The sequence below is a fragment of the Frondihabitans sp. PAMC 28766 genome, assembly GCF_001577365.1.
GTDB lineage: Bacteria > Actinomycetota > Actinomycetes > Actinomycetales > Microbacteriaceae > Frondihabitans.
Genome location: NZ_CP014513.1, coordinates 2,253,242 through 2,277,726, shown reverse-complemented (window position 1 = coordinate 2,277,726; position 24,485 = coordinate 2,253,242). Strand labels below are relative to the sequence as shown.

23 protein-coding genes and 2 pseudogenes are annotated in these 24,485 nt (G+C 69.2%); 3 read left to right on the top strand and 22 right to left on the bottom strand.

Annotated elements, in window-relative coordinates:
- Nucleotide 1: 1 nt before the first annotated feature.
- From argF to infC, 12 genes and pseudogenes are all read right to left on the bottom strand, one after another.
- A complete protein-coding gene (argF, locus tag AX769_RS11005; protein ID WP_066279175.1) occupies nt 2-922 on the bottom strand; it encodes an ornithine carbamoyltransferase in 921 nt (306 codons plus the stop codon).
- Complete coding sequence (locus AX769_RS11000; protein WP_066279173.1) at nt 919-2,124, bottom strand: acetylornithine transaminase; 1,206 nt, start codon at nt 2,122-2,124, stop codon at nt 919-921. The genes argF and AX769_RS11000 overlap by 4 nt, the downstream gene beginning before the upstream one ends.
- Nucleotides 2,121-3,089, bottom strand: coding sequence for an acetylglutamate kinase (argB, locus tag AX769_RS10995; RefSeq protein WP_066279170.1), 969 nt, complete (start codon nt 3,087-3,089; stop codon nt 2,121-2,123). The genes AX769_RS11000 and argB overlap by 4 nt, the downstream gene beginning before the upstream one ends.
- A gap of 8 nt (nt 3,090-3,097) precedes the next feature.
- On the bottom strand, nt 3,098-4,255 hold the full coding sequence (argJ, locus tag AX769_RS10990) for a bifunctional glutamate N-acetyltransferase/amino-acid acetyltransferase ArgJ (protein ID WP_066279167.1): 1,158 nt from the start codon (nt 4,253-4,255) through the stop codon (nt 3,098-3,100).
- Nucleotides 4,252-5,297, bottom strand: a pseudogene (gene argC, locus AX769_RS10985) (N-acetyl-gamma-glutamyl-phosphate reductase). The gene argJ and the pseudogene argC overlap by 4 nt, the downstream one beginning before the upstream one ends.
- Nucleotides 5,298-5,353: 56 nt before the next feature.
- Nucleotides 5,354-7,876 carry a phenylalanine--tRNA ligase subunit beta gene (pheT, locus tag AX769_RS10980; protein ID WP_066279165.1) on the bottom strand — a complete coding sequence of 841 codons (2,523 nt, stop codon included), beginning with the start codon at nt 7,874-7,876 and terminating at the stop codon, nt 5,354-5,356.
- A complete protein-coding gene (gene pheS / locus AX769_RS10975) occupies nt 7,876-8,916 on the bottom strand; it encodes a phenylalanine--tRNA ligase subunit alpha (RefSeq protein WP_066279161.1) in 1,041 nt (346 codons plus the stop codon). The genes pheT and pheS overlap by 1 nt, the downstream gene beginning before the upstream one ends.
- A gap of 109 nt (nt 8,917-9,025) precedes the next feature.
- Complete coding sequence (locus AX769_RS10970; RefSeq protein ID WP_157887578.1) at nt 9,026-9,787, bottom strand: hypothetical protein; 762 nt, start codon at nt 9,785-9,787, stop codon at nt 9,026-9,028.
- A gap of 359 nt (nt 9,788-10,146) precedes the next feature.
- Nucleotides 10,147-10,964 (bottom strand): annotated as a pseudogene (locus tag AX769_RS10965) (TrmH family RNA methyltransferase).
- A 46-nt stretch (nt 10,965-11,010) separates the two neighbouring features.
- Complete coding sequence (gene rplT / locus AX769_RS10960; protein ID WP_066279156.1) at nt 11,011-11,400, bottom strand: 50S ribosomal protein L20; 390 nt, start codon at nt 11,398-11,400, stop codon at nt 11,011-11,013.
- Between the two features lie 27 nt (nt 11,401-11,427).
- The gene (gene rpmI / locus AX769_RS10955; protein ID WP_066279155.1) at nt 11,428-11,622 is read right to left on the bottom strand and encodes a 50S ribosomal protein L35; all 195 of its coding nucleotides are present in this window, start codon (nt 11,620-11,622) and stop codon (nt 11,428-11,430) included.
- A gap of 67 nt (nt 11,623-11,689) precedes the next feature.
- The gene (gene infC / locus AX769_RS10950) at nt 11,690-12,316 is read right to left on the bottom strand and encodes a translation initiation factor IF-3 (protein WP_082763740.1); all 627 of its coding nucleotides are present in this window, start codon (nt 12,314-12,316) and stop codon (nt 11,690-11,692) included.
- A 251-nt stretch (nt 12,317-12,567) separates the two neighbouring features.
- Here infC and AX769_RS10945 point away from each other — a divergent pair, with 251 nt between their 5' ends.
- Nucleotides 12,568-12,936 carry a DUF1844 domain-containing protein gene (locus tag AX769_RS10945; protein WP_066279154.1) on the top strand — a complete coding sequence of 123 codons (369 nt, stop codon included), beginning with the start codon at nt 12,568-12,570 and terminating at the stop codon, nt 12,934-12,936.
- A gap of 113 nt (nt 12,937-13,049) precedes the next feature.
- Here AX769_RS10945 and AX769_RS10940 read toward each other — a convergent pair whose 3' ends face one another.
- From AX769_RS10940 to AX769_RS10915, 6 genes are all read right to left on the bottom strand, one after another.
- Complete coding sequence (locus AX769_RS10940) at nt 13,050-13,874, bottom strand: SseB family protein (RefSeq protein ID WP_082763739.1); 825 nt, start codon at nt 13,872-13,874, stop codon at nt 13,050-13,052.
- Nucleotides 13,874-14,620, bottom strand: a complete 747-nt coding sequence (gene priA / locus AX769_RS10935) for a bifunctional 1-(5-phosphoribosyl)-5-((5-phosphoribosylamino)methylideneamino)imidazole-4-carboxamide isomerase/phosphoribosylanthranilate isomerase PriA (RefSeq protein WP_066279152.1) — start codon at nt 14,618-14,620, stop codon at nt 13,874-13,876. Before priA ends, AX769_RS10940 begins: the two co-directional genes overlap by 1 nt.
- Nucleotides 14,621-14,654: 34 nt before the next feature.
- A complete protein-coding gene (hisH, locus tag AX769_RS10930; protein WP_066279149.1) occupies nt 14,655-15,293 on the bottom strand; it encodes an imidazole glycerol phosphate synthase subunit HisH in 639 nt (212 codons plus the stop codon).
- The gene (hisB, locus tag AX769_RS10925; protein ID WP_082763737.1) at nt 15,290-15,982 is read right to left on the bottom strand and encodes an imidazoleglycerol-phosphate dehydratase HisB; all 693 of its coding nucleotides are present in this window, start codon (nt 15,980-15,982) and stop codon (nt 15,290-15,292) included. Before hisB ends, hisH begins: the two co-directional genes overlap by 4 nt.
- Entirely contained in the window at nt 15,979-17,064 is a 1,086-nt protein-coding gene (locus tag AX769_RS10920; protein WP_066283531.1) for a histidinol-phosphate transaminase, read from the bottom strand. The genes hisB and AX769_RS10920 overlap by 4 nt, the downstream gene beginning before the upstream one ends.
- Before the next feature lie 205 nt (nt 17,065-17,269).
- Nucleotides 17,270-17,716, bottom strand: a complete 447-nt coding sequence (locus AX769_RS10915; protein WP_157887577.1) for a LysM peptidoglycan-binding domain-containing protein — start codon at nt 17,714-17,716, stop codon at nt 17,270-17,272.
- Nucleotides 17,717-17,968: 252 nt separating this feature from the next.
- Here AX769_RS10915 and lexA point away from each other — a divergent pair, with 252 nt between their 5' ends.
- Nucleotides 17,969-18,682, top strand: coding sequence for a transcriptional repressor LexA (gene lexA, locus AX769_RS10910; protein WP_066279143.1), 714 nt, complete (start codon nt 17,969-17,971; stop codon nt 18,680-18,682).
- A 60-nt stretch (nt 18,683-18,742) separates the two neighbouring features.
- Here the strand turns inward: lexA and AX769_RS10905 are convergent, their stop codons facing one another.
- Together AX769_RS10905 and hflX are read right to left on the bottom strand one after the other, a co-directional pair.
- The gene (locus tag AX769_RS10905; protein ID WP_066279140.1) at nt 18,743-20,446 is read right to left on the bottom strand and encodes a TIGR03767 family metallophosphoesterase; all 1,704 of its coding nucleotides are present in this window, start codon (nt 20,444-20,446) and stop codon (nt 18,743-18,745) included.
- A complete protein-coding gene (gene hflX / locus AX769_RS10900; protein ID WP_066279137.1) occupies nt 20,421-21,956 on the bottom strand; it encodes a GTPase HflX in 1,536 nt (511 codons plus the stop codon). Before hflX ends, AX769_RS10905 begins: the two co-directional genes overlap by 26 nt.
- 41 nt (nt 21,957-21,997) lie before the next feature.
- Here hflX and AX769_RS10895 point away from each other — a divergent pair, with 41 nt between their 5' ends.
- Nucleotides 21,998-22,606: a class I SAM-dependent methyltransferase gene (locus AX769_RS10895; protein WP_066279135.1), complete on the top strand. Its 609-nt coding sequence runs from the start codon at nt 21,998-22,000 to the stop codon at nt 22,604-22,606.
- A gap of 67 nt (nt 22,607-22,673) precedes the next feature.
- Here the strand turns inward: AX769_RS10895 and dapF are convergent, their stop codons facing one another.
- Together dapF and miaA are read right to left on the bottom strand one after the other, a co-directional pair.
- Nucleotides 22,674-23,552, bottom strand: a complete 879-nt coding sequence (dapF, locus tag AX769_RS10890; protein ID WP_066279133.1) for a diaminopimelate epimerase — start codon at nt 23,550-23,552, stop codon at nt 22,674-22,676.
- Complete coding sequence (gene miaA / locus AX769_RS10885; protein WP_239451759.1) at nt 23,549-24,448, bottom strand: tRNA (adenosine(37)-N6)-dimethylallyltransferase MiaA; 900 nt, start codon at nt 24,446-24,448, stop codon at nt 23,549-23,551. Before miaA ends, dapF begins: the two co-directional genes overlap by 4 nt.
- Nucleotides 24,449-24,485 lie beyond the last annotated feature (37 nt).

The window sequence follows — 24,485 nt, the reverse complement described above, 5'->3', positions numbered from 1 at the left end:
GCTACTGCTCGAGGATCCAGGCGAGGAGGGCCTTCTGGGCGTGCAGACGATTCTCGGCCTCGTCCCAGATGACGCTGCGCGGGCCGTCGATCACGTCGGCGTCGACCTCGTAGCCGCGGTCGGCCGGAAGGCAGTGCATGAAGATGGCGTCGGCGTCGGCCTGGTCCATCAGCGCCTGGTCGACCTTGTACGAGCCGAAGGTCGCGACGCGGTGCTCCTTCTCGCTCTCTTTGCCCATCGAGACCCACGTGTCGGTGACGACGACGTCGGCACCGGCGACTGCCTCGGCAGCAGACGTGAGCACGGTGATCGAGCCGCCGGTCGCGCTCGCCCTCGCCGTGGCATCCTGCACCACCTGGCTGTCGGGGGCGAACTCGGCGGGAGCTCCGATGCGGACGTGCATGCCCGCCGTCGCGCCGGCCAGTAGGTACGACTGCGCCATGTTGCATCGACCGTCGCCGACGAACGCGACGGTGAGGCCCTGGAGGGCACCCTTCGCCTCGCGGATCGTCAGCAGATCGGCGAGCAGCTGGCACGGGTGGAAGTCGTCGCTCAGCGCATTGACGACAGGCACCATGGCGCCGTTGGCCATCTCTTCGAGGCCGGCCTGCGCGTAGGTTCGCCAGACGATCGCGGCGACCTGACGCTCGAGCACGCGCGCCGTGTCGTTCGGAGTCTCTTTGCCGCCGAGCTGGCTCGACGCCGTCTCGAGGATCAGCGGCTGGCCGCCGAGATCGGCGATGCCGACGGCGAACGAGACACGTGTGCGGGTCGATGATTTGTCGAAGATGACGGCGACCGTCTGCGGCCCCGCGAGGGGGCGTTCGCTCCAGCGATCCGCCTTGAGCACGGCTGCGCGATCGAGGATCGCCGTCTGCTCGGCCTGGCTCAAATCGTCGTCGCGGAGGAAGTGCCGGGTCATTCGAGACCTTTCAGAACGGAGGCGAAGATCTCGGCGAACTCGGCGATCTCGTCGTCGCCGACGATCAGCGGCGGCGCGATGCGGATGCTGGAGTCGTTGGCGGCATTGATGATGAGGCCGGCTGCGAGAGCCGCGTCGGAGACCTCGTGAGCGATGGCTTCGTGCAGGCCCACGCCGATCAGGAGGCCCCGGCCGCGGATCTCCTTCACGTGCGGAGAGTCGATCGCGGCGATGGCGGCGCGGATCTGCTCGCCGCGCACCTTCGCGTTCTCGATGAGGCCGGCGCCCTCGATCTCGCCGAGCACCGCGTTGGCCGCAGTCGTCGCGAACGGGTTGCCGCCGAAGGTCGAGCCGTGCTGACCCGCCTCGAACAGGTCGGACGTGTCGCCGAAGGTCACCAGGGCGCCGATGGGCACGCCGCCGGCGATCCCCTTCGCGATGGTGATGGCATCCGGAACGATTCCGAGCTGCTGGAAGGTGAACCAGGTGCCCGTGCGGCCGACACCGGTCTGGATCTCGTCGAGGATCAGAAGCGAGCCGTGCTTGGCGGTGAGCTCGCGGGCTTTCTCGATGAAGCCCTCGGGGAGGTCGACGACGCCGGCCTCGCCCTTGATCGGCTCGATGATGATGCCGGCGACATGGTCGTCGAACGCGTGCTCGAGAGCCTCGATGGACGTCTCGATGTGCTCGACGCCCGGCACCATCGGCTCGAATGCCTCGCGGAGGGCCGGCTTGCCCGTGAGCGCCAGGGATCCCATGGTGCGACCGTGGAAGGCGTTCTGGAGCGCCAGGATGCGCGTCTTCTGGCCGTTGCCCTTGTTGAGGCGCAGGAGTTTGAAGGCCGCCTCGTTGGCCTCGGCGCCGGAGTTGCCGTAGTAGACCCGGCCGCGCTCGCCCGCACCGGTGATGCGCTTGAGGCGCTCGGCCAGCTCGACCTGCGACGGCGTGGCGAAGTAGTTGGAGACGTGGATCAGCGTCGCGGCCTGCTTCGACAGAGCCTCGACGACGACCGGGTGGGCGTGGCCGAGCGAGTTGACGGCGATGCCGGCGAGGAAGTCGAGGTACTTCTTGCCGTCGACGTCCCAGACGTAGCAGCCGTCGCCGCGCTCCAGCATGATCTTCGGAGTCGACAGGGACTTCATGATGCTGTCACCGAAACGGCGCTGCCACGTTCCTTCGATGGTCGGGGTGGTGGTGGTCATGACTGTCCCTTCTTCTGATCGTGCTGGATGGCAACGGGATTCTTGGGCTTCCCGTTGGGGATGACCTCGGTGCCCGCACCGCGCTGGGTGAAGATCTCGAGGAGGATGGAGTGCGGGATGCGACCGTCGATGATGGTGGCCCCGCCGACGCCCGCGACGACGGCGTCGAGGCAGGCGGTCATCTTGGGGATCATGCCGCTCTCGAGGCTCGGCAGCATCTCGGTGAGCTCGTCGACCGAGATCAGCGCGACGAGCGAGTCGCGGTTCGGCCAGTCGGCGTAAAGGCCGGGGACGTCGGTCAGCATGATGAGCTTCGACGCCTGCAGCGCGATGGCGAGGGCCGCGGCCGCCGCATCGGCGTTGACGTTGAGAGCGGAAGCAGGATCGGCGTCGTCCACGGCTATCGAGGAGACGACGGGGATGCGCCCCGCCTCGATCTCGGCGAGGACGCGGGTCGGGTCGACACGGGTGATGTCGCCGGCGTGACCGAGGTCGAAGAGCTCGCCGTCGACCTCGACGCCGCGGACGTGGCCTTCGAAGAGCCGCTTGCCGTCGGTGCCGTCGCTGAAGACGCCGCGCGCGAGGTCGCCGTGCTCGTTCATCATGTCGACGATCTCGGCGTTGACCTCGCCGGCGAGGACGTCCCGCACGACCGAGATCGCCTCGGTCGTCGTGACCCGGTAGCCGCCGCGGAACTCGCTCTCGATCCCGGCCCTCTTGAGAGCGGCCGAGATCTGCGGGCCGCCGCCGTGCACGACGACGGGGTGCAGACCCACGGTGCGCAGGTAGACCATGTCTTCGGCGAAGGCGCGCTTGAGGTCGTCGTTGATCATGGCGTTGCCGCCGAACTTCACGACGACGACCCGGTCGCGGTAGTTGAGAAGCCACGGTAGCGACTCGATGAGGGTGGCGGCTTTGACCGCGGCCAAACCTTGCTGTGGGCTCAGGGCCTGCTCGGTGTCCATCACGCCCCTCAGCTCGAGTACGCGCTGTTCTCATGCACGTAGTCGTGCGTGAGATCGTTGGTCAGGACGGTCGCGGTGGCATCGCCCGCGTGCAGGTCGAGCAGGATGTGGAGTGCTCGCGGAGTCATGTCGACCTCGGTCACGGGGCGATCGGGCGCACCCTTCGCGCAGAGCCGCACGCCGTTGAACGAGACGTCGACGTCGTAAGGGTCGAACTCGACCTGGGTCGTACCGATCGCCGCGAGCACCCGACCCCAGTTGGGGTCGTTGCCGAACACGGCGGCCATGAGCAGATTGCTCCGGGCCAGCGACCGGCCCACCTCGACGGCCCCGTCTTCGCTGACGGCGTTCACGACCTCGATCGTGATGTCGTGCGAAGCGCCCTCGGCGTCGCGCTGGAGCTGCTTCGCGAGGTTCGCGCAGAGGTCGGTGACGGCGGCGGCGAGCTCGTCGTGCGAGGGAGTGATGCCGGACTCGCCGCTCGCGAGGAGCACGACGGTGTCGTTGGTCGACATGCAGCCGTCGGAGTCGAGGCGGTCGAACGTGACGTGCGTCGCCTGGCGCAGCGCCGCGTCGAGATCCTGCGCCGTCGAGTCGGCGTCGGTCGTGAGAACGACCAGCATCGTGGCGAGGCCCGGTGCGAGCATGCCCGCGCCCTTGGCCATGCCGCCGACCTTCCAGCCGGCGCCCTCGACGACCGCCTCTTTGGGGTGGGTGTCGGTGGTCATGATCGCGGTTGCCGCGTCGATGCCGCCGGTCGGGCTGAGCTTGGCGGCCGCCTCGCGGGAGCCCGAAAGCACCTTGTCGCGGAACCCTTGGTCGCCCACGCCGATGAGGCCGGTCGAGCAGACGACGACGTCGCCGGCGCCGATTTCGAGTGCCTCGGCCACTGCCTCGGCGGTCTGGTGCGTGGTCTGGAAGCCGAATGCCCCCGTGAAGCAGTTCGCCCCGCCGGAATTCAGGATCACGGCGCGGGCAGTGCCGTCGGCGACCACCTGCTGCGACCACAGCACCGGGTTCGCCTTGGCGCGGTTGCTCGTGAAGACGGCGGCCACGGCGCTCGAGCGGCCCCGGTTCACGACGAGGGCGACGTCGGGCTTGCCAGTCGACTTGAGGCCGGCGACGACCCCGGCGGCCTCGAACCCTGCGGCTGCAGTGACGCTCACGGGGCGACTCCGTTCGCGGTCAGGCCGAGGCCCTCAGGGAGGCCGAGGGCGATGTTGGCGGATTGGACGGCCGCCCCGGCTGTGCCCTTGACGAGGTTGTCGAGGGCGCTGATCGCGACCAGGCGACCGGCGGCCTCGTCGACCGCGAGGCCGATCACGCAGGTGTTGGCGCCGAGGGTGTCGGCCACCCGCGGGTACTCCCCGCGGGCAGGACGTGCACGAAGGCTTCGTCGCCGTAGGCCCGCTCGTAGGCGCTGCGAATGTCGGCCTCGGACACGCCCGGGGCGAGCTTCGCCGTGGTGGTGGCCAGGATGCCGCGCGACATCGGCACGAGGACGGGCGTGAACGAGAGCTTCACGCCGGTGCCGCCGGCGATGTGGAGGTTCTGCTGAGTCTCGGGGATGTGCCGATGAGTGCCGCCGACGCTGTACGCGGATGCGGAACCCATGAGCTCGGAGGCCAGAAGGTGCGGCTTGAGCGACTTGCCGGCGCCCGAAGGGCCGACGGCGAGGACGGCGACGATATCGTCGACCTCGACCAGGCCCGCCGCGACTGCCGGGGCGAGACCGAGGGTCATCGCGGTGACGTTGCAGCCGGGGACGGCGATGCGCTTGGTGCTCTGGAGTTCGACCCGGTGCTTCGTGTCGTCGGCGTGCACGAGCTCGGGCATACCGTACGTCCAGGCCCCGTAGAACTCGCCGCCGTAGAACGCGGCCCAGTCTTTTTCGTCGGTCAGGCGGTGGTCGGCGCCACAGTCGACGACGAGCGTGCCCTCGGGCAGCTGCGCGGTGATCTCACCCGATTTACCGTGCGGAAGGGCGAGGAAGACGACGTCGTGACCGACGAGCTTCTCGGGGGTGGTCTCGACGAGAGTGAGGTGCGCGAGAGAGCGCAGGTGCGGCTGAGCCGCGATGAGTTCTTGCCCGGCATTCTTGAATGCCGTGACGGTCGTCACCTCGAATTCGGGATGCGCAGCGAGGAGCCTCAGGAGCTCCCCGCCGGCATAACCGCTGGCGCCTGCGACGGCGACGGATAAAGGCATGCTTCTAACCCTAATGTTCGGCTGGACGGGAACGGGGCGGCGGCGCGTCGCGACGGTCAGTCGCGGAGCGTCGCCCCGAATCGCTCGCCCGCAAGGCGCACAGCGCCCTGCTTGGCCTCGGACGCCTCGGCGGCCGTGAGGGTGCGGTCGGACGCGCGGAAGCGCAGTGCGAAGGTCAGAGACTTCGCCCCCTGCTCGAGCCCAGCGCCGCGGTAGTCGTCCACAAGGCGAGCATACTCGAGAAGCTCACCCGAGCCTTCCACCACGGTCTGCAGCACCTCACCGGCCGGGGCGTCGGCCCCGACGACCAGCGAGAGGTCTTGAGTCGCGACCGGGTAGCCCGAGATCGGAGCCGGGGTCGGGTCGGGTCGACCGAGCGCCATGAGGCGGTCGAGGTCGATCTCGGCGAGCACCACCTGGCGCGGCAGGTCGAGCTCGAGGGCGATCGCCGGCAGCAGCTCGCCGGCGAAGCCGACGACCTCGTCGCCGACCAGCACGTCGGCCGTGCGACCGGGATGCAGCGACGGGTGCGCGCTCTGCCGCACGGTGATCTCGGCCGCCACGGCGCGAGCGGCGACGCGGAGGTCGTCGAGCACGTCGGCGAGGTCGGTCGGCCGAGCGCCCACGCCGGGCTGACGGTCGACCGCGTTGCCGAGCGACAGGATCGCGAGGTGCCGCGGTTGCGCGGGCAAGCTCGCGTTGAGAGCGGCCAGGGTCTCGTCGCCGGGGTGAGCGGCGCCGACCGGGATGAAGTCGGTGCCCGGGTCGTCGCCTTCCGCCCGCCCCAAGTACACCGACCCCGTCTCGAACAGGTCGAGGTCGACGAGGCCGCGCGACAGGTTGCGGCGAGCGGTGTCGAGGAGGCCCGGGATCAGCGACATGCGCATCTCGGGCGCCGCCACATCGAGCGGGTTCGCCAAGGTGACCGGCCTCGTGCCGAGCGGTGCGAAGGCCGCATTGCGGGCGGGAGAGACGAACGGGTACGCGTAGACCTCGGTCAGACCGGCTGACGCGAGGCCGGAGGCGACCCCACGGCGGAGCGACTGCTCGCGCGTGAGGCCTCGGCCTGGAGGTGCGACCGGGAGGACCGACGGGATCCTGTCGTAGCCGGTGATGCGAGCGACCTCCTCGACGAGGTCGGCGTCGTGGCGGAGGTCGGTGCGCCAGGTCGGCGGCGTGACGAGCCAGCCACCGTCGGCGTTGGTGACGTCGGCGCCGATGGCGATGAGGCTTTCCTCGACCTCGTCGCGGGTGTAGTCGACGCCGATGAGGCTGCTCGCGCGGCCCTCGGGGAGGAAGACCGCGGCCGGAGCGACGGACACGTCGTAGACCGAGCCGAGGGTGTCGGCCGTGCCGCCGGCGAGCGCGACGAGCAGCTCGACGATGCGCTCGGCCGCAGCCCGGCTGACCGCCGGGTCCACGCCGCGCTCGAAGCGCCGGGACGCCTCGCTCGGCAGCTTGTGGCGGCGCGCCGAACGCGCGATCGAGACGGGCTCGAACGTTGCGGCCTCGATGACGACGTCGGTGGTCGACGCGCTGACCTCGGTGCGGGCGCCGCCCATCACGCCGGCGAGGCCGATCGGGCCGTCGTCGTCGGTGATCAGCAGGTCTTCCGGGTCGAGGGCACGGTCGACGTCGTCGAGTGTCGTGAGGTGCTCGCCCGGCTTCGCGCGACGGACGGTGATGCCGCCCGCGAGCGCGCCGAGGTCGTAGGCGTGGGTGGGCTGGCCGAACTCGAGCATCACGTAGTTGGTGATGTCGACGGGCAGAGAGATCGAGCGCATGCCGGCGAGACGCAGGCGCGACTGGATGTGCGGCGGCGTCGGCTTCGCGACGTCGATGCCCCGCACGACCGCGGTGATGAACGTGCTGACGCCGGCGCGATCGCGGATCGGCGCGTCGTCGGCGACGGTGAGGCGGAAGCCCTCCCGGGCGACCGGAGTGACCGAGGCGGCGGGGTCGCGGAAGGCGGCCCCGGTGGCGTGCGAGTATTCGCGAGCCACCCCGCGGATGCTGAACGCGTAGCCGCGGTCGGGCGTCACGTTGATTTCGACGGCTGCGTCGTCGAGGCCGAGCAGGCTGACGGCATCGGCACCGACGGGCGCGTCGTCGAGCCCGAGGTCTTTGAGCAGCAGGATGCCGTCGTGCTCGTCGCCGAGCCCGAGCTCACGTGTCGACGCCATCATGCCGTCCGACACGTGGCCGTACGTCTTGCGGGCCGCGATCGGGAACGGGCCGGGAAGGACAGCCCCGGGCAGCGTGACGACGACCTTGTCGCCGACCGCGAAGTTGTGCGCACCGCAGACGATGCCGCGCACGTCGAGCGGGTCGGTCTCGACGCTGTCGTCGACAGCGGTCGGCCCGACAGCGATCTGGCACCAGTTGATCGTCTTGCCGTTGGTCTGCGGCTCGGGCGTGAACTCGAGCACCTGGCCGACGACGAGCGGGCCGGTGACCTCGCTCGTGTGGACGTCTTCCTCTTCGAAGCCGACGCTCACCAGGGCGGCGTGAACATGCTCGAGGGTGACGTCTTCGGGCAGGTCGACCCATTCGCCGAGCCAACTGAGAGGAACCCGCATCAGACCACCATTCCGAACTGCTCGCTGAACCGCACGTCGCCCTCGACCATGTCCCGCATGTCGTTGAGGTCGTTGCGGAACTGCAGCGTGCGCTCGACGCCCATGCCGAAGGCGAAGCCCTGGTACTCGGCCGGGTCGATGCCCGCCGCCCGGAGGACGTTCGGGTTGACCATGCCGCAGCCGCCCCACTCGATCCAGCGCGCGCCGCCCTTGGCGTGAGGCTGCCAGACGTCCATCTCGGCGCTGGGTTCGGTGAACGGGAAGTAGTTGGGGCGCAGACGGATCTGCGCCTCGGCACCGAACATCTGGCGGGCGAGGTGCTCGAGCGTGCCGCGCAGGTGCGCCATCGTCAGGCCGCGGTCGATCGCAATGGCCTCGATCTGCGTGAAGACCGGGGTGTGCGTCGCATCGAGCTCGTCGGTGCGGAAGACGCGCCCGAGGGCGACGTTGTAGACCGGCAGCTCTTTCGAGAGCAGCGTGCGCACCTGCACGGGCGACGTGTGCGTGCGCAGCAGCAGGTGACGCTCGACCGGATCGACGAAGAAGGTGTCCTGCATAGCCCGCGCGGGGTGATCGGCGTCGAAGTTCAGGGCGTCGAAGTTGAACCACTCGTGCTCGAGCTCGGGGCCCTCAGAGAGCTCCCACCCCATGCCGATGAAGATGTCGGCCATCTTCTCTTGCAGGAGGCTGAGCGGATGGCGCGAGCCCTGGCGGCGGCGTGTCGGCAGAGCCGTGACGTCGATTCGCTCGTCGTCGAGGCGGGCCGCCTCTTCGGCAACGGCCAGTTCGCCCTCGCGCGCGGCGACAGCCTGGTTCACGCGGCCGCGGCCGGCGCCCATGAGCTTGCCAGCCGACGCCTTCTGATCGTTCGGTAGCGAGCGGAGGCCGGCGTTCATGCGAGCGAGCGTCGACGTCTCGCCGGTGTGCTCGCTTCGCACCGCCTTCAGCTCGGCGACGGTGGCGGCTGCCGCGACGGCCGCGAGGGCGGCCTCGACGGCGCTGGCGACCGATTCTTCGGTGATGGCTGGCGTGTCTGACACGGTAGTCAAGCCTACCGAACGTGGGGCCTCTCCCCTGCCCCCCTCCCTTCCCTCTCTCGAGAGTGCGCAACTCGCGGCTCATCTTCGCCGAAGGCCGCCATCTGAGCACTCACCTCTGTGGCCTCCGCTGCTCGAGCAATCGGCCCAAGCGCGCGAGGAACGAGTCGGCCCTGCGATGAAGGTCGTCGCCGCTCGCTCGGACCATCCTCCAGCCCGCATCCTCGAATCCCTCGCGCCGACGAAGGTCTCGTCGCCACTGCTCGGCATCGACGCGGTGATGGTCGCTCTCGTACTCGATGACGATGCGGTGATCCCAATAGACGAAGTCCCCTCGGCCGAGGTAGAGACCCGTAGCTGAGTAGACCTTCTCATTGAGAGAGGGCTCCGGAAGACCATGGCGCAGGATCGACAATCGAAGCAGGGTCTCTGCCGGAGAAGCAGATCCGACACGAACGAGAGCGAGGGCCTCCCGTGCACGCGCCAGTCCACGAACGCCAGGCGCCTTCGCCACTGCCGCGGCGAGCTCTTCGACGGTGCCGAGCGGACCGTCGTCTCGCCGATTCGAGACGATTGCATCGCCGAGGACTATCGACTCGTCGAGCGTCAAGGTCGACGCAAGGTCGAGCCACGTGCGGACGGGGCCCGTGACTCGCAAGCCGCAAACGTGGTGAAGGTGTGACAGCCTCTGGGTCCGGTGCCCTACCACACCCACTCCTCGCGACGAGCGCTGTCTTCCCGGCGTCGTGACGTGAATCTCTGTCGACTCCAGGCGTCGAGGCAGCGGCAACGACCAGAGCTCCACTGCGGTCTGGTGGCTGAAGAACTGGTCGGGTTTCATCCACGTCGCGAACGCTCGGGCCAAGTCGGCCACGGTGGTCGTATCTCGAACCGAGCGCACCCCGAAGAAGGGCCGGTTGAGATCCTGCGCTCGAAGCCGCGAGCCGGACACCTCGAGCCGAAGAGCGGCAGAGACGGCGAAAGGCGCCTGGCGCAAGGGGTCGGGGAGTTCTCGAGGCCTGGAACCGGGCATGCGTCGAGAATGCAGCTCGGTCAAACGCCCCGAGCGATGAATTCGTTATCTGTGGAGAACTGGCTCCCGTGGGGGCCCTGTGGAGGAGAGGACGCGTGATCGAGAGTGCACACTTTGCGGCATTCGCCGAAGGTGAGCCGCGAGTTGCGCACTCTCAGCACCGGGGGGCGGGGGCGGGGGCGGGCGGGGGGCGGGCCGGGTCAGGGGCGCTGGGCGAAGGCCGACTCGTAGAGGCAGACGCTGGCGGCGGTGGCGAGGTTCATGCTCTCGGCGTGGCCGTAGATGGGCACGACGACGGCGCGGTCGGCGAGGGCGAGGTTCTCGTCGGTGAGGCCGCGGGCCTCGTTGCCGAAGAGCCAGGCCGTGGGGGCCGCCAGGATGCCCTCGCGGCGGGCGTCGAGCAGGTCGCCGCCCTTGACGTCGGCGGCGAGCACCTGCACCCCCGCCTCGGAGCAGCGGCGGAGCACCGTGGCGAGTTCGATGCCCACGGCTACGGGCACGTGGAAGAGGGAGCCCGTGGTGGCCCGGACCACCTTGGGGTTGTACAGGTCGACACTGCGGCCGGTCATGACGACGGCATCGGCGCCGGCGGCGTCGGCCGCGCGGATGATGGTGCCGGCGTTGCCCGGGTCGCGCACCTCTTCGAGGATGGCGATCAGGCGAGGCCCCCCTCCGACGCGTCGGAGGAACCGAAGATGTCCTTCACGCTCGTCGGGAACTGGCGGCACACCGCGACGAGGCCCTGGGGCGTGACCGTGTCGGCCATCGCCGCAAGGACGTCTTCACTGACGAACTCGATATCGACGCCCGCGTCGACCGCCGCCTGGGCCAGCTCGGTGTAGCGCTCGAGGGCGGTGGGCGTAGCGAAGAGCTCGACGACCAGTTCGGGCCGGAAAGTGAGGGCCTCGGAGACCGACTGCGGGCCTTCCAACAGAAAGAGCCCGGTCTGCGACCGGGCGTCTCTCTTGGCCAGCTTGGCCACCGCGCGCACACGAGGCGAGCGCGGGTTGTCGATCATCTGGTTGCTGGGCACAGGACCATCATGCCGTCAGCGCTCAGAAGAACTACGCAGCTTCGACCTTCGGGGCCGACGTGTCGGCGGGAAGGGCGGCCTTCGCAGTGGCGACGAGGCCGGCAAAGGTGGCGGGCTCGTTGACCGCGAGGTCGGCGAGCAGACGGCGGTCGACCTCGACGCCGGCCAGGGCGAGACCCTGGATGAGCCGGTTGTAGGTCAGGCCGTTGGCACGCGAGGCGGCGTTGATGCGCTGGATCCAGAGGCGACGGAACTCGCCCTTCTTGGCGCGGCGGTCACGGTACGAATAGACGAAAGAGTGGATGCCCTGCTCTTTGGCCTTGCGGTACAGACGCGAACGCTGGCCGCGGTAGCCCTCGGCACGCTCGAGGATCACACGACGCTTCTTGGCGGCGTTGACCGCCCTTTTGACTCTTGCCATTTTTCTAGTTCCTTAAGGTGTCAGGGCTCAGCGGCCGAGAAGCTTCTTGATGACTTTGCTGTCGGCCTTGGACAGCACCTGGTCGGTGTTCAGGCGTGCCTTGCGCTTGGAAGACTTGACCTCGAGGTTGTGGCGCATGCCGGCCTGCTGCTTCATGATCTTGCCGGTGCCAGTGACCTTGAACCGCTTCTTCGAGCCGGAGTGGGTCTTCATCTTGGGCATAGTGTGTGCTTTCTTCTTCTGGCCGCCGCAGGAGTGCGGGGCCCGTGGGCGCAAGGCGCGGGCGGAGTTATTCGGCCGCGGCCTCGGTGGGCTGCGCCTCGGAGACGGGGGCCTCCGAGGCCGTGGGGTGCTTCGGCGGCTTGTTGGCCGCCTTGCGAGCTTCTGTTTCGGCTTTCGCCTCGGCCTTGTTCTTCAGCGGGCCGATGACCATGACCATGTTGCGGCCGTCGATCGTGGGGTTGTTCTCGACAGTGCCCCACTCGGCGACGTCTTCGGCGAAGCGCTGGAGGAGGCGTACGCCCTGCTCGGGGCGCGACTGCTCGCGGCCTCGGAACAGGATCATGGCCTTGACCTTGTCGCCCGACTGGAGGAAGCCCTCAGCACGCTTGAGCTTGGTCTGGTAGTCGTGGGTGTCGATCTTCAGGCGGAAACGGACCTCTTTGAGGATCGTGTTCGCCTGGTTGCGCCGGGCCTCTTTGGCCTTTTGCGCAGCCTCGTACTTGAACTTGCCGTAGTCCATGATCTTTGCGACGGGCGGCTTCGAGTTCGGTGCAACTTCGACCAGATCCAGGTCGGCCTCCTGCGCGAGACGCAGGGCCATGGCGATGGGGACGACGCCCACCTGTTCGCCGGCGGGCCCGACGAGTCGGACCTCAGGGACACGGATGCGGTCGTTGGTACGGGGATCGCTGATGCGGGGCTCCTCTTGGATTTACAGCAAACGCTGTTGTTGTCAACGCCAGGCGGGTGGCCTGGCGGGCTGAAAGAGGAGTTCACGCGCAAACGCGTTGCACGACACCCTTGATGCTGTCGATCGTGGCTGCGAGAGACACGGCTGACGGGGTGTGAACGACCCGGTAACCTGAGGTTGCGGGTGGGAGAGACTCCACTTTGCATGGGCGCGGACGCCCATAGCCATAGAGAACCTTAGCAGAAAGCCCGACGATGAGCGAGACAAGCCCCTACGACACCACCGGCGACGGGATCGACGAGGTCGGCGCGTCGCGCGACATCGCCGACGTGCCCGCTGTCGAGGTCATCAACACGGTGGCGGTGCACCTCCTCAGCGCGAGCGCCGTCAAGGTCGGGCTCGCCGACTCCCCCGAGACCCAGCTCGACCTCGACGAGGCGCGCAAGCTGATCACGGCCCTGGCAGGGCTGGTCACTGCTGCGGCCCCCGAGGTCGGCGACGTGCACGCTCGCGCGCTCCGCGACGGGCTGCGCAGCTTGCAGCTCGCCTTCCGCGAGGCCTCCCCCATCCCCGACGCCATCGGCCAGGGCCCGGGCGAGAAGTACACCGGGCCGGTCAACTGACACCGGGCCCGTCAACCAAGACCGGGCCCGTCGACTGACACCGGGCCCGTCAACTACGACCGGGCCCGTCGACTATCACTGGGCCCGTCAACCAGCGAGGCGGCCAGCCCGCCTCAAGTCGCCGCGACGACCTTGACGGTCATGCTGTCGACGCGCGTGGCGACGACTTCGCTGGCGGCCCAGCGCTGCTGCACGCGCTCGAGCAGGGCCGTGAGGGCCGAGCGATCGAGCCCCGGGCGCAGTGCGAGCTGCACGACGATCTCGGGCCCGTCCAGGCGCGCCGTCGTGGAGCCGGCCGCGATGCCCACCGAGGCGACCGACGGCTCGTCCTGCGCGCCGGCGAGGAAGGCGGCGCCCACCTCGTCGTCGGCGTACGACGGGACCCAGTCGTGATCCTGCGCCAATGCCCAGAGGGCCGGTCGGCGGAGGCCGAACTCGGTCGGCGACCCGGGGTCGAGCACCAGCAGCTCGGTCTGCTCGGAAGCTGCGGCGATCGCGATGCGGCGCGCGTCGGCGGGCACCGGGCGGGCGGCAGGATCCCAGGCGCGCAGCGTGTCGACGGACGAGAACGCGGGCAGCACGGCGCGGCCTCCGGGACCTGCGACTGTGACGATCGCGAGTTCCTGCGTCTTGTCGACGCGCACCCCGTGCTCGTTCAGACCCTCGTCGCCGGCGTGGGCCATGAGCGGGATCAGGAGGCGGGTGCCGCGGAGCGCGTCGACGACGGCGTCCGCCCCGACCTGAGCGTCGTGGAAGGCGGTCAGCGCAAAGACGAGGCCTGCGTCGGCCGAGCCGTCGTCGCCGGCGTAGGCGGTGTCGTGCGCCTGGAAGGTGCGGCCGGCCCAGGGGCGGCCGGCGCTGTCCACCGCCGGAGCGCCCGGCGGCGGTGTGTGCGCCGAGGCGTGCGAATGCTCGTCGTGGGCGTGCTGGTCGGCCATCAGCGGCCGGCGACGCCAAGCGCCTCGGGCAGCGTGAACGCGCCCGCGTAGAGCGCCTTGCCGACGATCGCCCCTTCGAGCCCGAGCGGTACCAGCTCGCGCAGCGCGACGAGGTCGTCGAGGCTCGAGATGCCGCCGGAGGCGACGACGGGTCGGTCGGTGCGCTCCATCACCTGTCGCAGCAGGTCGATGTTCGGGCCCTTGAGCGTGCCGTCTTTGGTGACGTCGGTGACGACGTAGCGCGAGCAGCCGGCCTCCTCGAGGCGGGCGAGCACCTCCCAGAGGTCGCCGCCCTCCTTCGTCCAGCCGCGAGCGGCGAGGGTGGTGCCGCGCACGTCGAGGCCGACGGCGATCGCCTCGCCGTGCTGCGAGATGACCTCTGCGGCCCATTCGGGGTTCTCGAGCGCGGCCGTGCCGAGATTGATGCGGGTGACGCCGGCGCCGAGCGCCTCGCCGAGCGAGGCGTCGTCGCGGATGCCGCCCGACAGCTCGATCTTCAGCCCGTCGACCTGGTCGATGACGCGCCGGATGACCTCGCGATTGCTGCCCCGCCCGAACGCGGCGTCGAGGTCGACGAGGTGCAGCCACTCGGCGCCCTGGTGCTGCCAGTCGAGGGCGGCGTCGACAGGATCGCCGTAGTCGGACTCGGTGCCCGCCTCGCCCTGGGTCAGGCGCACGGCCTTGCCGTCGGCGACGTCGACCGCGGGCAGAAGGGTGAGGGCGGGGAGAGTGGTGTTGTCGCTCATGTGGCTTTCTCGTTGCAATGGGGCGGAGAGCGGGCTACAGCGTCTGCAGCCAGTTGGTCAGCAGGCGGATGCCGGGCTGCCCGGACTTCTCGGGGTGGAACTGTGTCGCCCAGAGGGGGCCGTTCTCGACGGCGGCGACGAACGGGCCGCCGTGGTTCGCCCACGTGACTCGAGGCGGGCGGTGCCGACCCGTGACCTCGAGCGTCCACTCCTGCGCGGCGTATGAGTGCACGAAGTAGAACCGCTCGTCGCGAACGCCTTCGAACAGGACGCTGTCGGAAGGCGCCTCGACGGTGTTCCAGCCCATGTGCGGCAGCACGTCGGCCTTCAGCTCGTCGACGGTGCCGGGCCACTCGCCAAGCCCCTCCATCGTGGCGCCGCGTTCGACACCGCGATCGAACATGACCTGCATGCCGACGCAGATGCCCAGCACGGGGCGGCCTCCGGCCAGCCGACGGTCGATCTTCTCGGCGCCGCGGACGGACTGCAGCTGGGTCATCACCGCGGAGAAGGCGCCGACGCCCGGCACGAAGAGGCCGTCGGCCGCCTTCACCCGGTCGGGGTCGGCAGTCAGCTCGACGTCGGCGCCGGCCAGCTCGAGCGCCTTCAGCGCCGAGTGGACGTTGCCCGAGCCATAGTCGAGCACGACGACGTCGGGTCGTGCTGCTGTCACAGCGCGCCCTTCGTCGACGGGATACCGGTGACGCGAGGGTCGGGCTCGACGGCGGCACGCAGCGCGCGGGCGAACGCCTTGAACTCCGCCTCGGCGATGTGGTGCGGGTCGCGGCCGCCCTGGACGGTGACGTGGACCGTCAGCCCGGCGTTGAAGGTGATGGCCTCGAAGACGTGCCGCACCATCGACCCGGTGAAGTGGCCGCCGATGAGGTGGAACTCGAAGCCCGCGGGCTCGCCCGTGTGCACGAGATACGGGCGCCCCGACACGTCGACGACCGCCTGCACCAGCGCCTCGTCGAGCGGCACGAGCGCGTCGCCGTAGCGGCGGATGCCCGCCTTGTCGCCGAGCGCCTGCTTGAGAGCGGCCCCGAATGCGATTCCGATGTCTTCAACCGTGTGGTGGACGTCGATGTCGGTGTCGCCCGTCGCCTTGACAGTCAGGTCGATGAGCGAGTGCTTCGACAGCGCCGTCAGCAGGTGGTCGTAGAACGGTACCGACGAGTCGACGGACGATGAGCCCGTGCCGTCGAGGTCGATGGACAGTTCGATGCTCGACTCGCTTGTCGTGCGGCTGACGGCGGCGGTGCGGTGCGTGAGCGCTGCGCGACCGGTCGTCCCGCCGGCGATCGTCTCAGAAGCGATCGTCTGGGGGGCGATCGTGTCTGACGTGGTGCTCTGCTCGCTCATGCCCCGAGCCTAATGTCGCGCAAGGCGTCGAGGAACGCGCCGGTCTCGGCCTCGGTGCCCGCGCTCACGCGCAGGTGCCCCGGGATCGACAGGTCGCGCACGATGATGCCGCGCTCGAGCAGCTGCTCGAACACCGCGTGCGGGTCGTCGACCCCGCCGAAGAGCACGAAGTTCGACCACGTCTCGTACGGCTCGTAGCCGAGCTCAGTCAGCACGTGCACGATGCGATCGCGCTGGCCCTTGATGTCGTCGACCATTGCCAGCATCTCCGGCGCGTGACGGAGGGCTGCCACGGCGGCGGCCTGCGTCAGCGACGACAGGTGATACGGCAGACGGACGAGGCGCAGTGCGTCGATGACGGCCGGGTCGGCGGCGAGGTAGCCCACCCGGGCCCCCGCGAAGGCGAACGCCTTGCTCATCGTGCGCGAGACGAGCAGGCGCGGGCGCCCCTCGAGGAGCGTGAGCGCGGTCGGCTTGTCGGCCGGCATGAACTCGGCGTAGGCCTCGTCCACGAGCACGATGCCCCGGGCCGCGTTGTAGGCGGCCTCGATGGTCGCCAGCTCGAGCGGCGTGCCCGTCGGATTGTTGGGCCCGCACAGGATCACGATGTCGGGGTCGGCGCGCTCGATCTCTCGCACCACGGTCGCGGGCGAGATCTCGAAGTTCGCGTCGCGCTGCCCCGAGACCCACTCGGTGCCCGTGCCGCTCGCGATGATCGTGTGCATCGAGTAGGTGGGAGGGAAACCGAGGATCGTGCGCCCGGGGCCGCCGAAGGCCTGCAGGATCTGCTGGATCACCTCGTTCGACCCGTTCGCCGCCCAGACACCGGCGGCCTCGATGCCGTGGCCGAGGTAGCGGGCCAGTGACTCGCGCAGCTCGGTGAACTCGCGGTCGGGGTAGCGGTTGACCTCGAGCACGGCCTTGGCGACCGATTCGACAATGTCGCGGGCGACGTCTTCCGGGATCGGATGCGTGTTCTCGTTGACGTTCAGCGCGACGGGCACCTTGTCGGTCGGTGCGCCGTAGGGCGACCGACCACGGAGGTCGTCGCGAATGGGCAGGTCGTCGAGTGAGATAGCCACGCTCACATTTTATGGGGCGCAGGATGCGGGTTACTCCCCCGGTCGCGCTCGCGGCGTGCACCGCCGCCCGCAGTCCGCACCGCACGCCGCGTTTCCGGACCGCACCGCCCTTCGGCGGCGACACGGGCAGGCGCAGCCGGCGCGAAAAGGCCCGCACCACCCCCGAGGGTGGTGCGGGCCGCCGCGCGGGAGGACCGAGCCGGGCTCAGTGCTCGTACTGCGTGGGGATCGCGATGCTCTGGCCCGCCATGACCTCGGTGCTCGGCAGGTCGTTCAGCTGGACGATGTCGGCGATGACGTCGCGCGGGTCGGACTTCGGGGCGACCTGCTCGGCGACCTGCCAGAGCGTCTCGCCCGACGCGATCGTCACGTGCTCGAAGTGGATGTGCCCGGCTGATCCGGAGGCCGCTGCACCCCCGCCGCTGAGCATGAACACGGCGAGCACCGCGAAGAGCGGCACGGCGACGACGGTGCCGAGCACCGCGCGGCCGCGGCGCGTGATGTGGAGGCGCATGCGCGCCGGTCGCGTACCGGCACCGGTGCGGGCCTGCGTCTCGCGCACGACGGCGCCGATCTCAGCGGAGCGGTAGCCGGCGCGGTCCGACGTGCCGGAAGCACCGAAGGACGGGAAAGCGGTGATCGTTGCGCTCATGAGGGAATCCTTTCAACAAGGGAAGTGGTCGGGCTTCGCGAGAAGGCCTCTCGGCCGGGAGGGGCCTCTCACGAAGACCTGTTCCGAACATATCTTCGAATAGACACGATTTCAACCCCTCCTAGCCGAAAATCGTCAGAAAAACACGCGACACACTCGAACATGTGTTTGTTCTGCGACATTCGACCGGATACAGTTTCGATCGATGGCGTCAGTACACCAGGGGCCACCGACATTCGAAGAAGGAGACGCATGAGCGACGCCACGAAGGCCCAGACGGAGCCCGCCGACGTCCGAGCACGGCAGAACCTTCGAGAGAAAAAGCCGCTAACGGCCAAGCAGTCGCTCATCCTCGCGGCCATCCGCGACTCCATCGCCAGCCGCGGCTACCCGCCGAGCATGCGTGAGATCGGCGACGCCGTCGGCCTCGCCTCGCTGTCGAGTGTCACGCACCAGCTGAACCAGCTCGAGCTGGCCGGCGCCATTCGCCGCGACCCCAACCGGCCCCGCGCCCTCGAGGTGCTGCTCGCCGACCCGGCCACTCCCGATCCTGAGCCCCGCATCGTGCGGTACGACGACGATGACGACAACGTCACGGCCCACGTGCCGCTGGTCGGCCGCATCGCAGCGGGCATCCCCATCACAGCCGAGCAGCAGGTCGAAGACGTCATGCCGCTGCCGCGCACCCTGGTCGGCAAGGGCGAGCTGTTCATGCTGAAGGTCGTCGGCGAGTCGATGATCGACGCCGCGATCTGCGACGGCGACTGGGTGGTCGTGCGCCAGCAGGGCGACGCCGAGAACGGCGAGATCGTCGCGGCGATGCTCGACGACGAGGCGACGGTCAAGGTGTTCCGTCAGCGCGACGGCCACACCTGGCTGCTACCCCGCAACTCGAACTTCGAGCCGATCGTGGGCGACCACGCGCAGATCCTCGGCAAGGTCGTCGCGGTACTGCGCTCCATCTAGCAAGCTCGCGAAAGGCGAAGCCCACAAGGGGCGGACGTCGGTCGACATCCGCCCCTTCGATCAGAGAACGATTCCGGGTGGCATCGACAGGAGCAACTCGACGTTGCGATCGAGAGGGCCGCCCCGGAGGCCGTCGACGAGGCGGGCGTCGCGCATCGACTCCTGCGGATCGTTGGCAGCCAGCTCGCGCGACAGCGAGGCGAGGTCGAGCGGATCGCCGATGCGGCCGTTCCACTTCATCGGCGCCAGGCTGTCGACTACGGTCGCGAAGATCGAGAGGGTGCCGTCGCCGTTGTCGGCGAGCTCGACGGTGCGCACCTGCTGCGGCCAGTCGATGTGCGAAGCCGTGGTGACCTCCCAGAACCCGCCGCCGCGAGGGCCCTCGAGCGGCCGGATGATGTTCTCGTGCGTGTGGCCGTTCAGCCACAGCACTACCTGCGGGCGCCTGTGGAGCGCGGCCACCAGGCGGTCACCTGTCACTCGCCCACGGAACCCGTGACGCACGAACTGGGCCGGCGTCTGGATCCTGTTCTTCATCGTCGTCGCGGTGTGATGGCTCACCACCATCGTGAGACGCGTCGGCTCTGCGTCGAGAGTCGTCAGCAGCCACGCGAACTGGGCCGCGTCGAGGGAGCCGTTGGCCTCGCCGTTCTCGTTGACGGTGTCGAGCACGATCATGCGAAGCGGCGCCACCCCCTCGGCGGAGGGGACGTCGGCGACGTAGTAGGCGGTCTTCCGTCGCCGGTTGTCGTCGGTGTAGCCGTGGCCGATGGGCAGGCCGTGGCTCGCGAAATGCTCTTGCACGATCTCTTCACGATTCACGAGCCTCCGGCCCGGGTCGGAAGTCACCGTGCGGGCGAGCAGCGGGTGTTCGACGGGTCGTCGCAGGGCGATTCGCAGCCCGCGATAGATCAGCTGCCGGAAGCCGGGCAGCGCCACGCGCTTACGCCCACCGACCGCCGCTCGACGGAGGAACCGCCACCGAGGAAAGTTGCCCGCAGAGAGCAGATCGTGGTTGCCGTGAGCGGTGTACCAGGGCAGTTTCAGCCCGACGGCGACGAAGGGCGCGATGGCGGCCTCGAGCAGCCCGGGCACGACGGGAAAGCCCTGGGCACGCCGGTAGACGTCGTCACCGCCCACTGCGCCCTTCGGGGTGCCGTCAGGATGCCAGTAGTTCGGGTCGTATCGCGCCGGATCCTGGTCGGAGACCCCCTCGTACACGCCGATGCGCCCGCTGTCCGGCCGAACCTCGCCCCCGTCGAGCAGGTCGATCGCCCAGCGCAGCTCGTTGAGCTGCGAGTTGTCGGTCGCGTCGCCGGTTGACACCGCGAAGGCCAGAGGCTCGCCCGTGGCGGGCCCGACGGCCAGCGCGTTGATCGCGCGGACCGTGGCCTCGGCGACCTGCACGGACAGGATCTCGTGCGGTCGATACGCCGCCCGGAAGGGCGTCGACGGCAGCACGTCGAGGAACCGGTCGAGGTACTCGACCCTCTCGGGTGACTGGCTGTCCTGGATGTGGATGTCGGTGAAATGCGCGAACGAAGCGATCGGCCGCCGTGTCGACTCGCGATCGGCGCTCGGTGAGCCGCCCAGATCGGAGCGCAGGATGAAGGGCTCTCCGTCCGCGCGAACGTGCTTCCGGAAGCCCTTCGATCCCGTGCCGACACGGAGGAAGGTCGCGGTGAGGGTGGTTCCGGCGGGGTGAACGGGCCTCGCAGCCGGCTCACCCTCGCCGGAATCAGCTGACGAACTGCTGGAGACCACTGGCGTCCTGCGGGTAGACCCGCGCGGTGACGCGCGTTCCCTCGGGCAGGTACTCGACGTCGACGACGCGACCGATCTCGTGGATCCGGGCGATCACCTCGCCTCGGTCGTAGGGCACGAGCAGGTCGAGCTCGACCTCGGGCCGCGGCAGCAGCTCGGCGATGCGGGCCCGCAGCTCGTCGATTCCTTCGCCGGTGCGAGCCGACACGAAGATCGCATCCGGCACCATGCCCTGCAGCACGAGACGCTGGCTGTCGTCGACGAGGTCGCTCTTGTTGAACACGACGACCTCGGGGATGTCTCGCCCGTCGACCTCGGTGATCACGTCGCGCACCGTCGCGAGCTGAGCAGCCGGGTCGGGGTGCGAGCCGTCGACCACGTGCACGATGATGTCGGAGTCTTCGACCTCCTCCAGCGTCGAGCGGAACGCCTCGACCAGCTGGTGCGGCAGGTTGCGCACGAATCCGACGGTGTCGGAATAGGTGAACGGCCGGCCGTCGTCGGTCATGCTCTTGCGCACGGTTGCGTCGAGAGTCGCGAACAGGGCGTTCTCGACCAGCACGCCGGCCCGGGTGAGCCGGTTGAGCAGGCTCGACTTGCCCGCGTTGGTGTAGCCGGCGATCGCAACGCTCGGAACCGTGTTGCGCACGCGATTGGCGCGCTTCGCGACACGAGCCGGCTTCATCTCTTTGATCTTCTTGCGCAGGATCGCCATGCGGGTGTGGATGCGGCGACGGTCGAGTTCGATCTTCGTCTCACCGGGGCCGCGCGAGCCCATGCCGGCGCCCGCACCACCGACCTGGCCACCGGCCTGGCGGGACATCGACTCACCCCAGCCGCGAAGGCGAGGAAGAAGGTATTCGAGCTGCGCGAGTTCGACCTGAGCTTTGCCCTCCCGGCTCTTGGCGTGCTGGCTGAAGATGTCGAGGATCACGGCCGTGCGGTCGATCACCTTGACCTTCACCACGTCTTCGAGCGCGCGTCGCTGGCTCGGGGCCAGCTCGGTGTCGGCGATCACCGTGTCGGCGCCGAGCGCCATCACTGTCTGCTTGAGCTCGAGCGCCTTGCCCGAGCCGAGATAGGTGCTCGGGTCGGGGTGCGGACGACGCTGGAGGAGCCCGTCGAGCACCACGGCGCCGGCCGTCTCGGCAAGCGCGGCGAGCTCTCGAAGAGAGTTCTCGGCATCCTGCAGCGTGCCTTGCGAGTAGACGCCGATGAGCACGACGTTCTCGAGTCGAAGCTGCCGGTATTCGACCTCCGTGACGTCTTCGAGCTCGGTCGAGAGACCGGCGACGCGTCGCAGCGCCTGGCGGTCTTCGCGGTCGAACTGGTCGCCGTCGTCGCCGGGGGTGCCCTGGTAGTCGACGGGGCGTGTCAGCCCCTGGGTCTGGATCGCCTGGGCGGGCGAGAAGACGGACAGCCCGGCACGGGCCTCGGATCCGCGCAGGATGCGGTCGACGACGTCGTCCTGCTGCTCGCGCTCCGTGCTCGTGGTGCCGTCCTCTGTCATTGCAGTCACATTAGACCTTTCAGGTTCGATAATCTGTGGGGATGGCCAGCGAGCACTACTTCTCGTCGAAGCCCTCCAGCGAGCTGAAACCGCGTGAGATCACGGTCGAGCTCGCGGGGCGGACACTCTCTCTGGCGACCGCCGCGGGCGTCTTCTCGCCCGGGCGGATCGACCCGGGCACGCACGTGCTCCTGGCCGAGATGCCGCAACCACCGCGCGACGGCATCTTCTTGGATGTGGGTTGTGGATGGGGGCCGATCGCCCTGACCCTGGCTCTCCGATCGCCTGACGCCACCGTGTGGGCCGTCGACGTCAACGAGCGAGTGCTCGACCTGCTTCGCGAGAACGCTGCGCGGGCCGGCATCACCAACATCAATGCCGTGACACCCGACGGTGTTCCTGACGATGTGGTGTTCGACGGAATCTGGTCGAACCCGCCCATCAGGGTCGGCAAGACGGTGCTCCACGAGATCCTGCAACAGTGGCTGCCCCGGCTCGGCATCGACATGGAGGCGTACCTCGTGGTCGCGAAGAACCTGGGTGCCGACTCGCTGCAGAAGTGGCTAAACGAAGCACTGACCGGCGTGATCGAAGTCGAGCGAACGACGACTTCGAAGGGCTATCGAGTGCTCAGGGCGGCTCGACTGTAGGTGGGGTCTCAGATCTTCATAGTGCTGCCAGTTTAGCCGCGCGACGGCGCGACCGCCAGACCCCGCCTCAGATCACCAGGTCGCCGGTGAAGACGAGCTCGGCCGGGCCGCTGAGCGACACGTGCTCGCCGTCTTGGGTCGCGAACATCCGCACGTGCACAGTGCCGCCGGGCACGTCGACGCGCCACTGATCGGGCGCACCCTGGCCGGCCCAGTATCGCGTCGCCAGGGCCGCCGCCGCCGCGCCGGTGCCGCACGACAGGGTCTCGCCGCTGCCTCGCTCGTGCACGCGCATGCGGATCCGACCTACGCCATCGGCCACGAGGGGCTCTTCGGGCACGACGAACTCGACGTTGGCCCCGTCGACCGGCACGGGCTCGACGACCGGCGCGACGCCGAGGTCGATGCCGTCGAGCTCGTCGGCACCGGCCAGGGCCACGACGACGTGCGGGTTGCCGATGCTGAGCGCGAGACCCGGTCGGGCGACCGGCAGACTCCGCGCCGTCACCTCGGGTTCGCCCCCGGTCAGCGACCACCGGCCCAGGTCGACGAGGTAACCGCCGCGACTGAGCTGCACGTCTCGCACGCCGGCCCGAGTGCCGATGGCGAGGGTCTCGCCGGGCTCGAGCGTGGTCAGCCCCTGCTCGATCAGGTACTTCGTGAAGACGCGGATGCCGTTACCGCACATCTCGGCCACACTGCCGTCGGCGTTGTGATAATCCATGAACCACTCCGCGGCCTCGTCCTCGGCCAGAGCCGCAGCCCCTTCGGGGTGCTTCTCGCTGCGAACGGCTCGGATCACGCCGTCGCCGCCCACGCCGAAACGGCGATCGGCGAGGGCGCGGATGCGCTCGGGGGTGAGGTCGAACGAGGCGTCGGGGTCGGAGAACAGCACGAAGTCGTTGCCCGTGCCCTGGCCCTTGGTGAAGCGGACGGTGGTGGTCACCCGACGAGTGTATCGGCGGCCGCCCGCACGGCCTCGGGCTGGCCGGCGTGCGCCCACGTCACGCGCGGGTAACGGTGGAACCAGCTGACCTGCCGACGTGCGTAGCGTCTCGTGAGTGCCTTCGTGGCATCCTGCGCCTCGGTCGCGCTCAGCTCGCCGCGCACCTCGGCGATGGCCTGCGCGTAGCCGATCGCACGGCTCGCAGTCACGCCCTGCTCGAGACCCTTCGGCAGCAGAGCCTCGACCTCGGCGACGAGGCCGTCGTGCCACATGGTGTCGACGCGCTCGTCGAGTCGCTCGACGAGGATCGCCCGCTCTTCGGCGAGGCCGACCACCTGCGGGCTGCGCCAGGTGAGGGCGTCTTCGGGCAGGCCGACTGCGAACGGCTCGCCCGTGATCTCGCCGACCTCGAGCGCGCGCACCATGCGGCGGCCGTTGAAGGAGCCGATCGCCGCGGCGGCGGCAGGATCACGATCGCGGAGCAGCCGGTGCACGGCGCCGACGCCCTCCTCGGTGAGCATCGTCTCGTACCTCTCGCGCACATCCGCGTCGGTGCCCGGGAAGCGGAAGTCGAAGATCGCGCCCGACACGTACAGACCTGACCCGCCGACCAGGATCGGGACGCTCCCGTTCGCGAGGATCGCCGCCATCACCTCACGGGCACGACGCTGATACCACTCGACACTGGCCTCGTCGGTGACGTCGAGCTCGTCGAGGAGGTGGTGAGCCATCCCCCGACGTTCGGCGACCGGCAGCTTGGCCGTGCCGATGTCCATGCCGCGGTAGAGCTGCATGGCGTCGGCGTTCACGACCTCGGCCGCCCTGCCGCGTCGAGCGAGCTCGTCGGCGAGATCGAGGGCGAAGGCCGACTTGCCGGTGCCGGTGGCACCGACCACGACGGCATACCGGTCGCTGCCCGGGTGGCCCGGGTCG

Excerpts from the sequence above, each read along its gene's own strand:
- argB (WP_066279170.1), bottom strand. The coding sequence starts at position 3,089 with ATGGACACCGAGCAGGCCCTGAGCCCACAGCAAGGTTTGGCCGCGGTC.
- AX769_RS10915 (WP_157887577.1), bottom strand. The coding sequence starts at position 17,716 with ATGAGCGCAACGATCACCGCTTTCCCGTCCTTCGGTGCTTCCGGCACG.
- hflX (WP_066279137.1), bottom strand. The coding sequence starts at position 21,956 with ATGACAGAGGACGGCACCACGAGCACGGAGCGCGAGCAGCAGGACGAC.
- pheT (WP_066279165.1), bottom strand. The coding sequence starts at position 7,876 with ATGCGGGTTCCTCTCAGTTGGCTCGGCGAATGGGTCGACCTGCCCGAA.
- AX769_RS10945 (WP_066279154.1), top strand. The coding sequence starts at position 12,568 with ATGAGCGAGACAAGCCCCTACGACACCACCGGCGACGGGATCGACGAG.
- argF (WP_066279175.1), bottom strand. The coding sequence starts at position 922 with ATGACCCGGCACTTCCTCCGCGACGACGATTTGAGCCAGGCCGAGCAG.
- rpmI (WP_066279155.1), bottom strand. The coding sequence starts at position 11,622 with ATGCCCAAGATGAAGACCCACTCCGGCTCGAAGAAGCGGTTCAAGGTC.
- AX769_RS10940 (WP_082763739.1), bottom strand. The coding sequence starts at position 13,874 with ATGGCCGACCAGCACGCCCACGACGAGCATTCGCACGCCTCGGCGCAC.
- AX769_RS11000 (WP_066279173.1), bottom strand. The coding sequence starts at position 2,124 with ATGACCACCACCACCCCGACCATCGAAGGAACGTGGCAGCGCCGTTTC.
- lexA (WP_066279143.1), top strand. The coding sequence starts at position 17,969 with ATGAGCGACGCCACGAAGGCCCAGACGGAGCCCGCCGACGTCCGAGCA.
- hisB (WP_082763737.1), bottom strand. The coding sequence starts at position 15,982 with ATGAGCGAGCAGAGCACCACGTCAGACACGATCGCCCCCCAGACGATC.
- rplT (WP_066279156.1), bottom strand. The coding sequence starts at position 11,400 with ATGGCAAGAGTCAAAAGGGCGGTCAACGCCGCCAAGAAGCGTCGTGTG.
- AX769_RS10895 (WP_066279135.1), top strand. The coding sequence starts at position 21,998 with ATGGCCAGCGAGCACTACTTCTCGTCGAAGCCCTCCAGCGAGCTGAAA.
- priA (WP_066279152.1), bottom strand. The coding sequence starts at position 14,620 with ATGAGCGACAACACCACTCTCCCCGCCCTCACCCTTCTGCCCGCGGTC.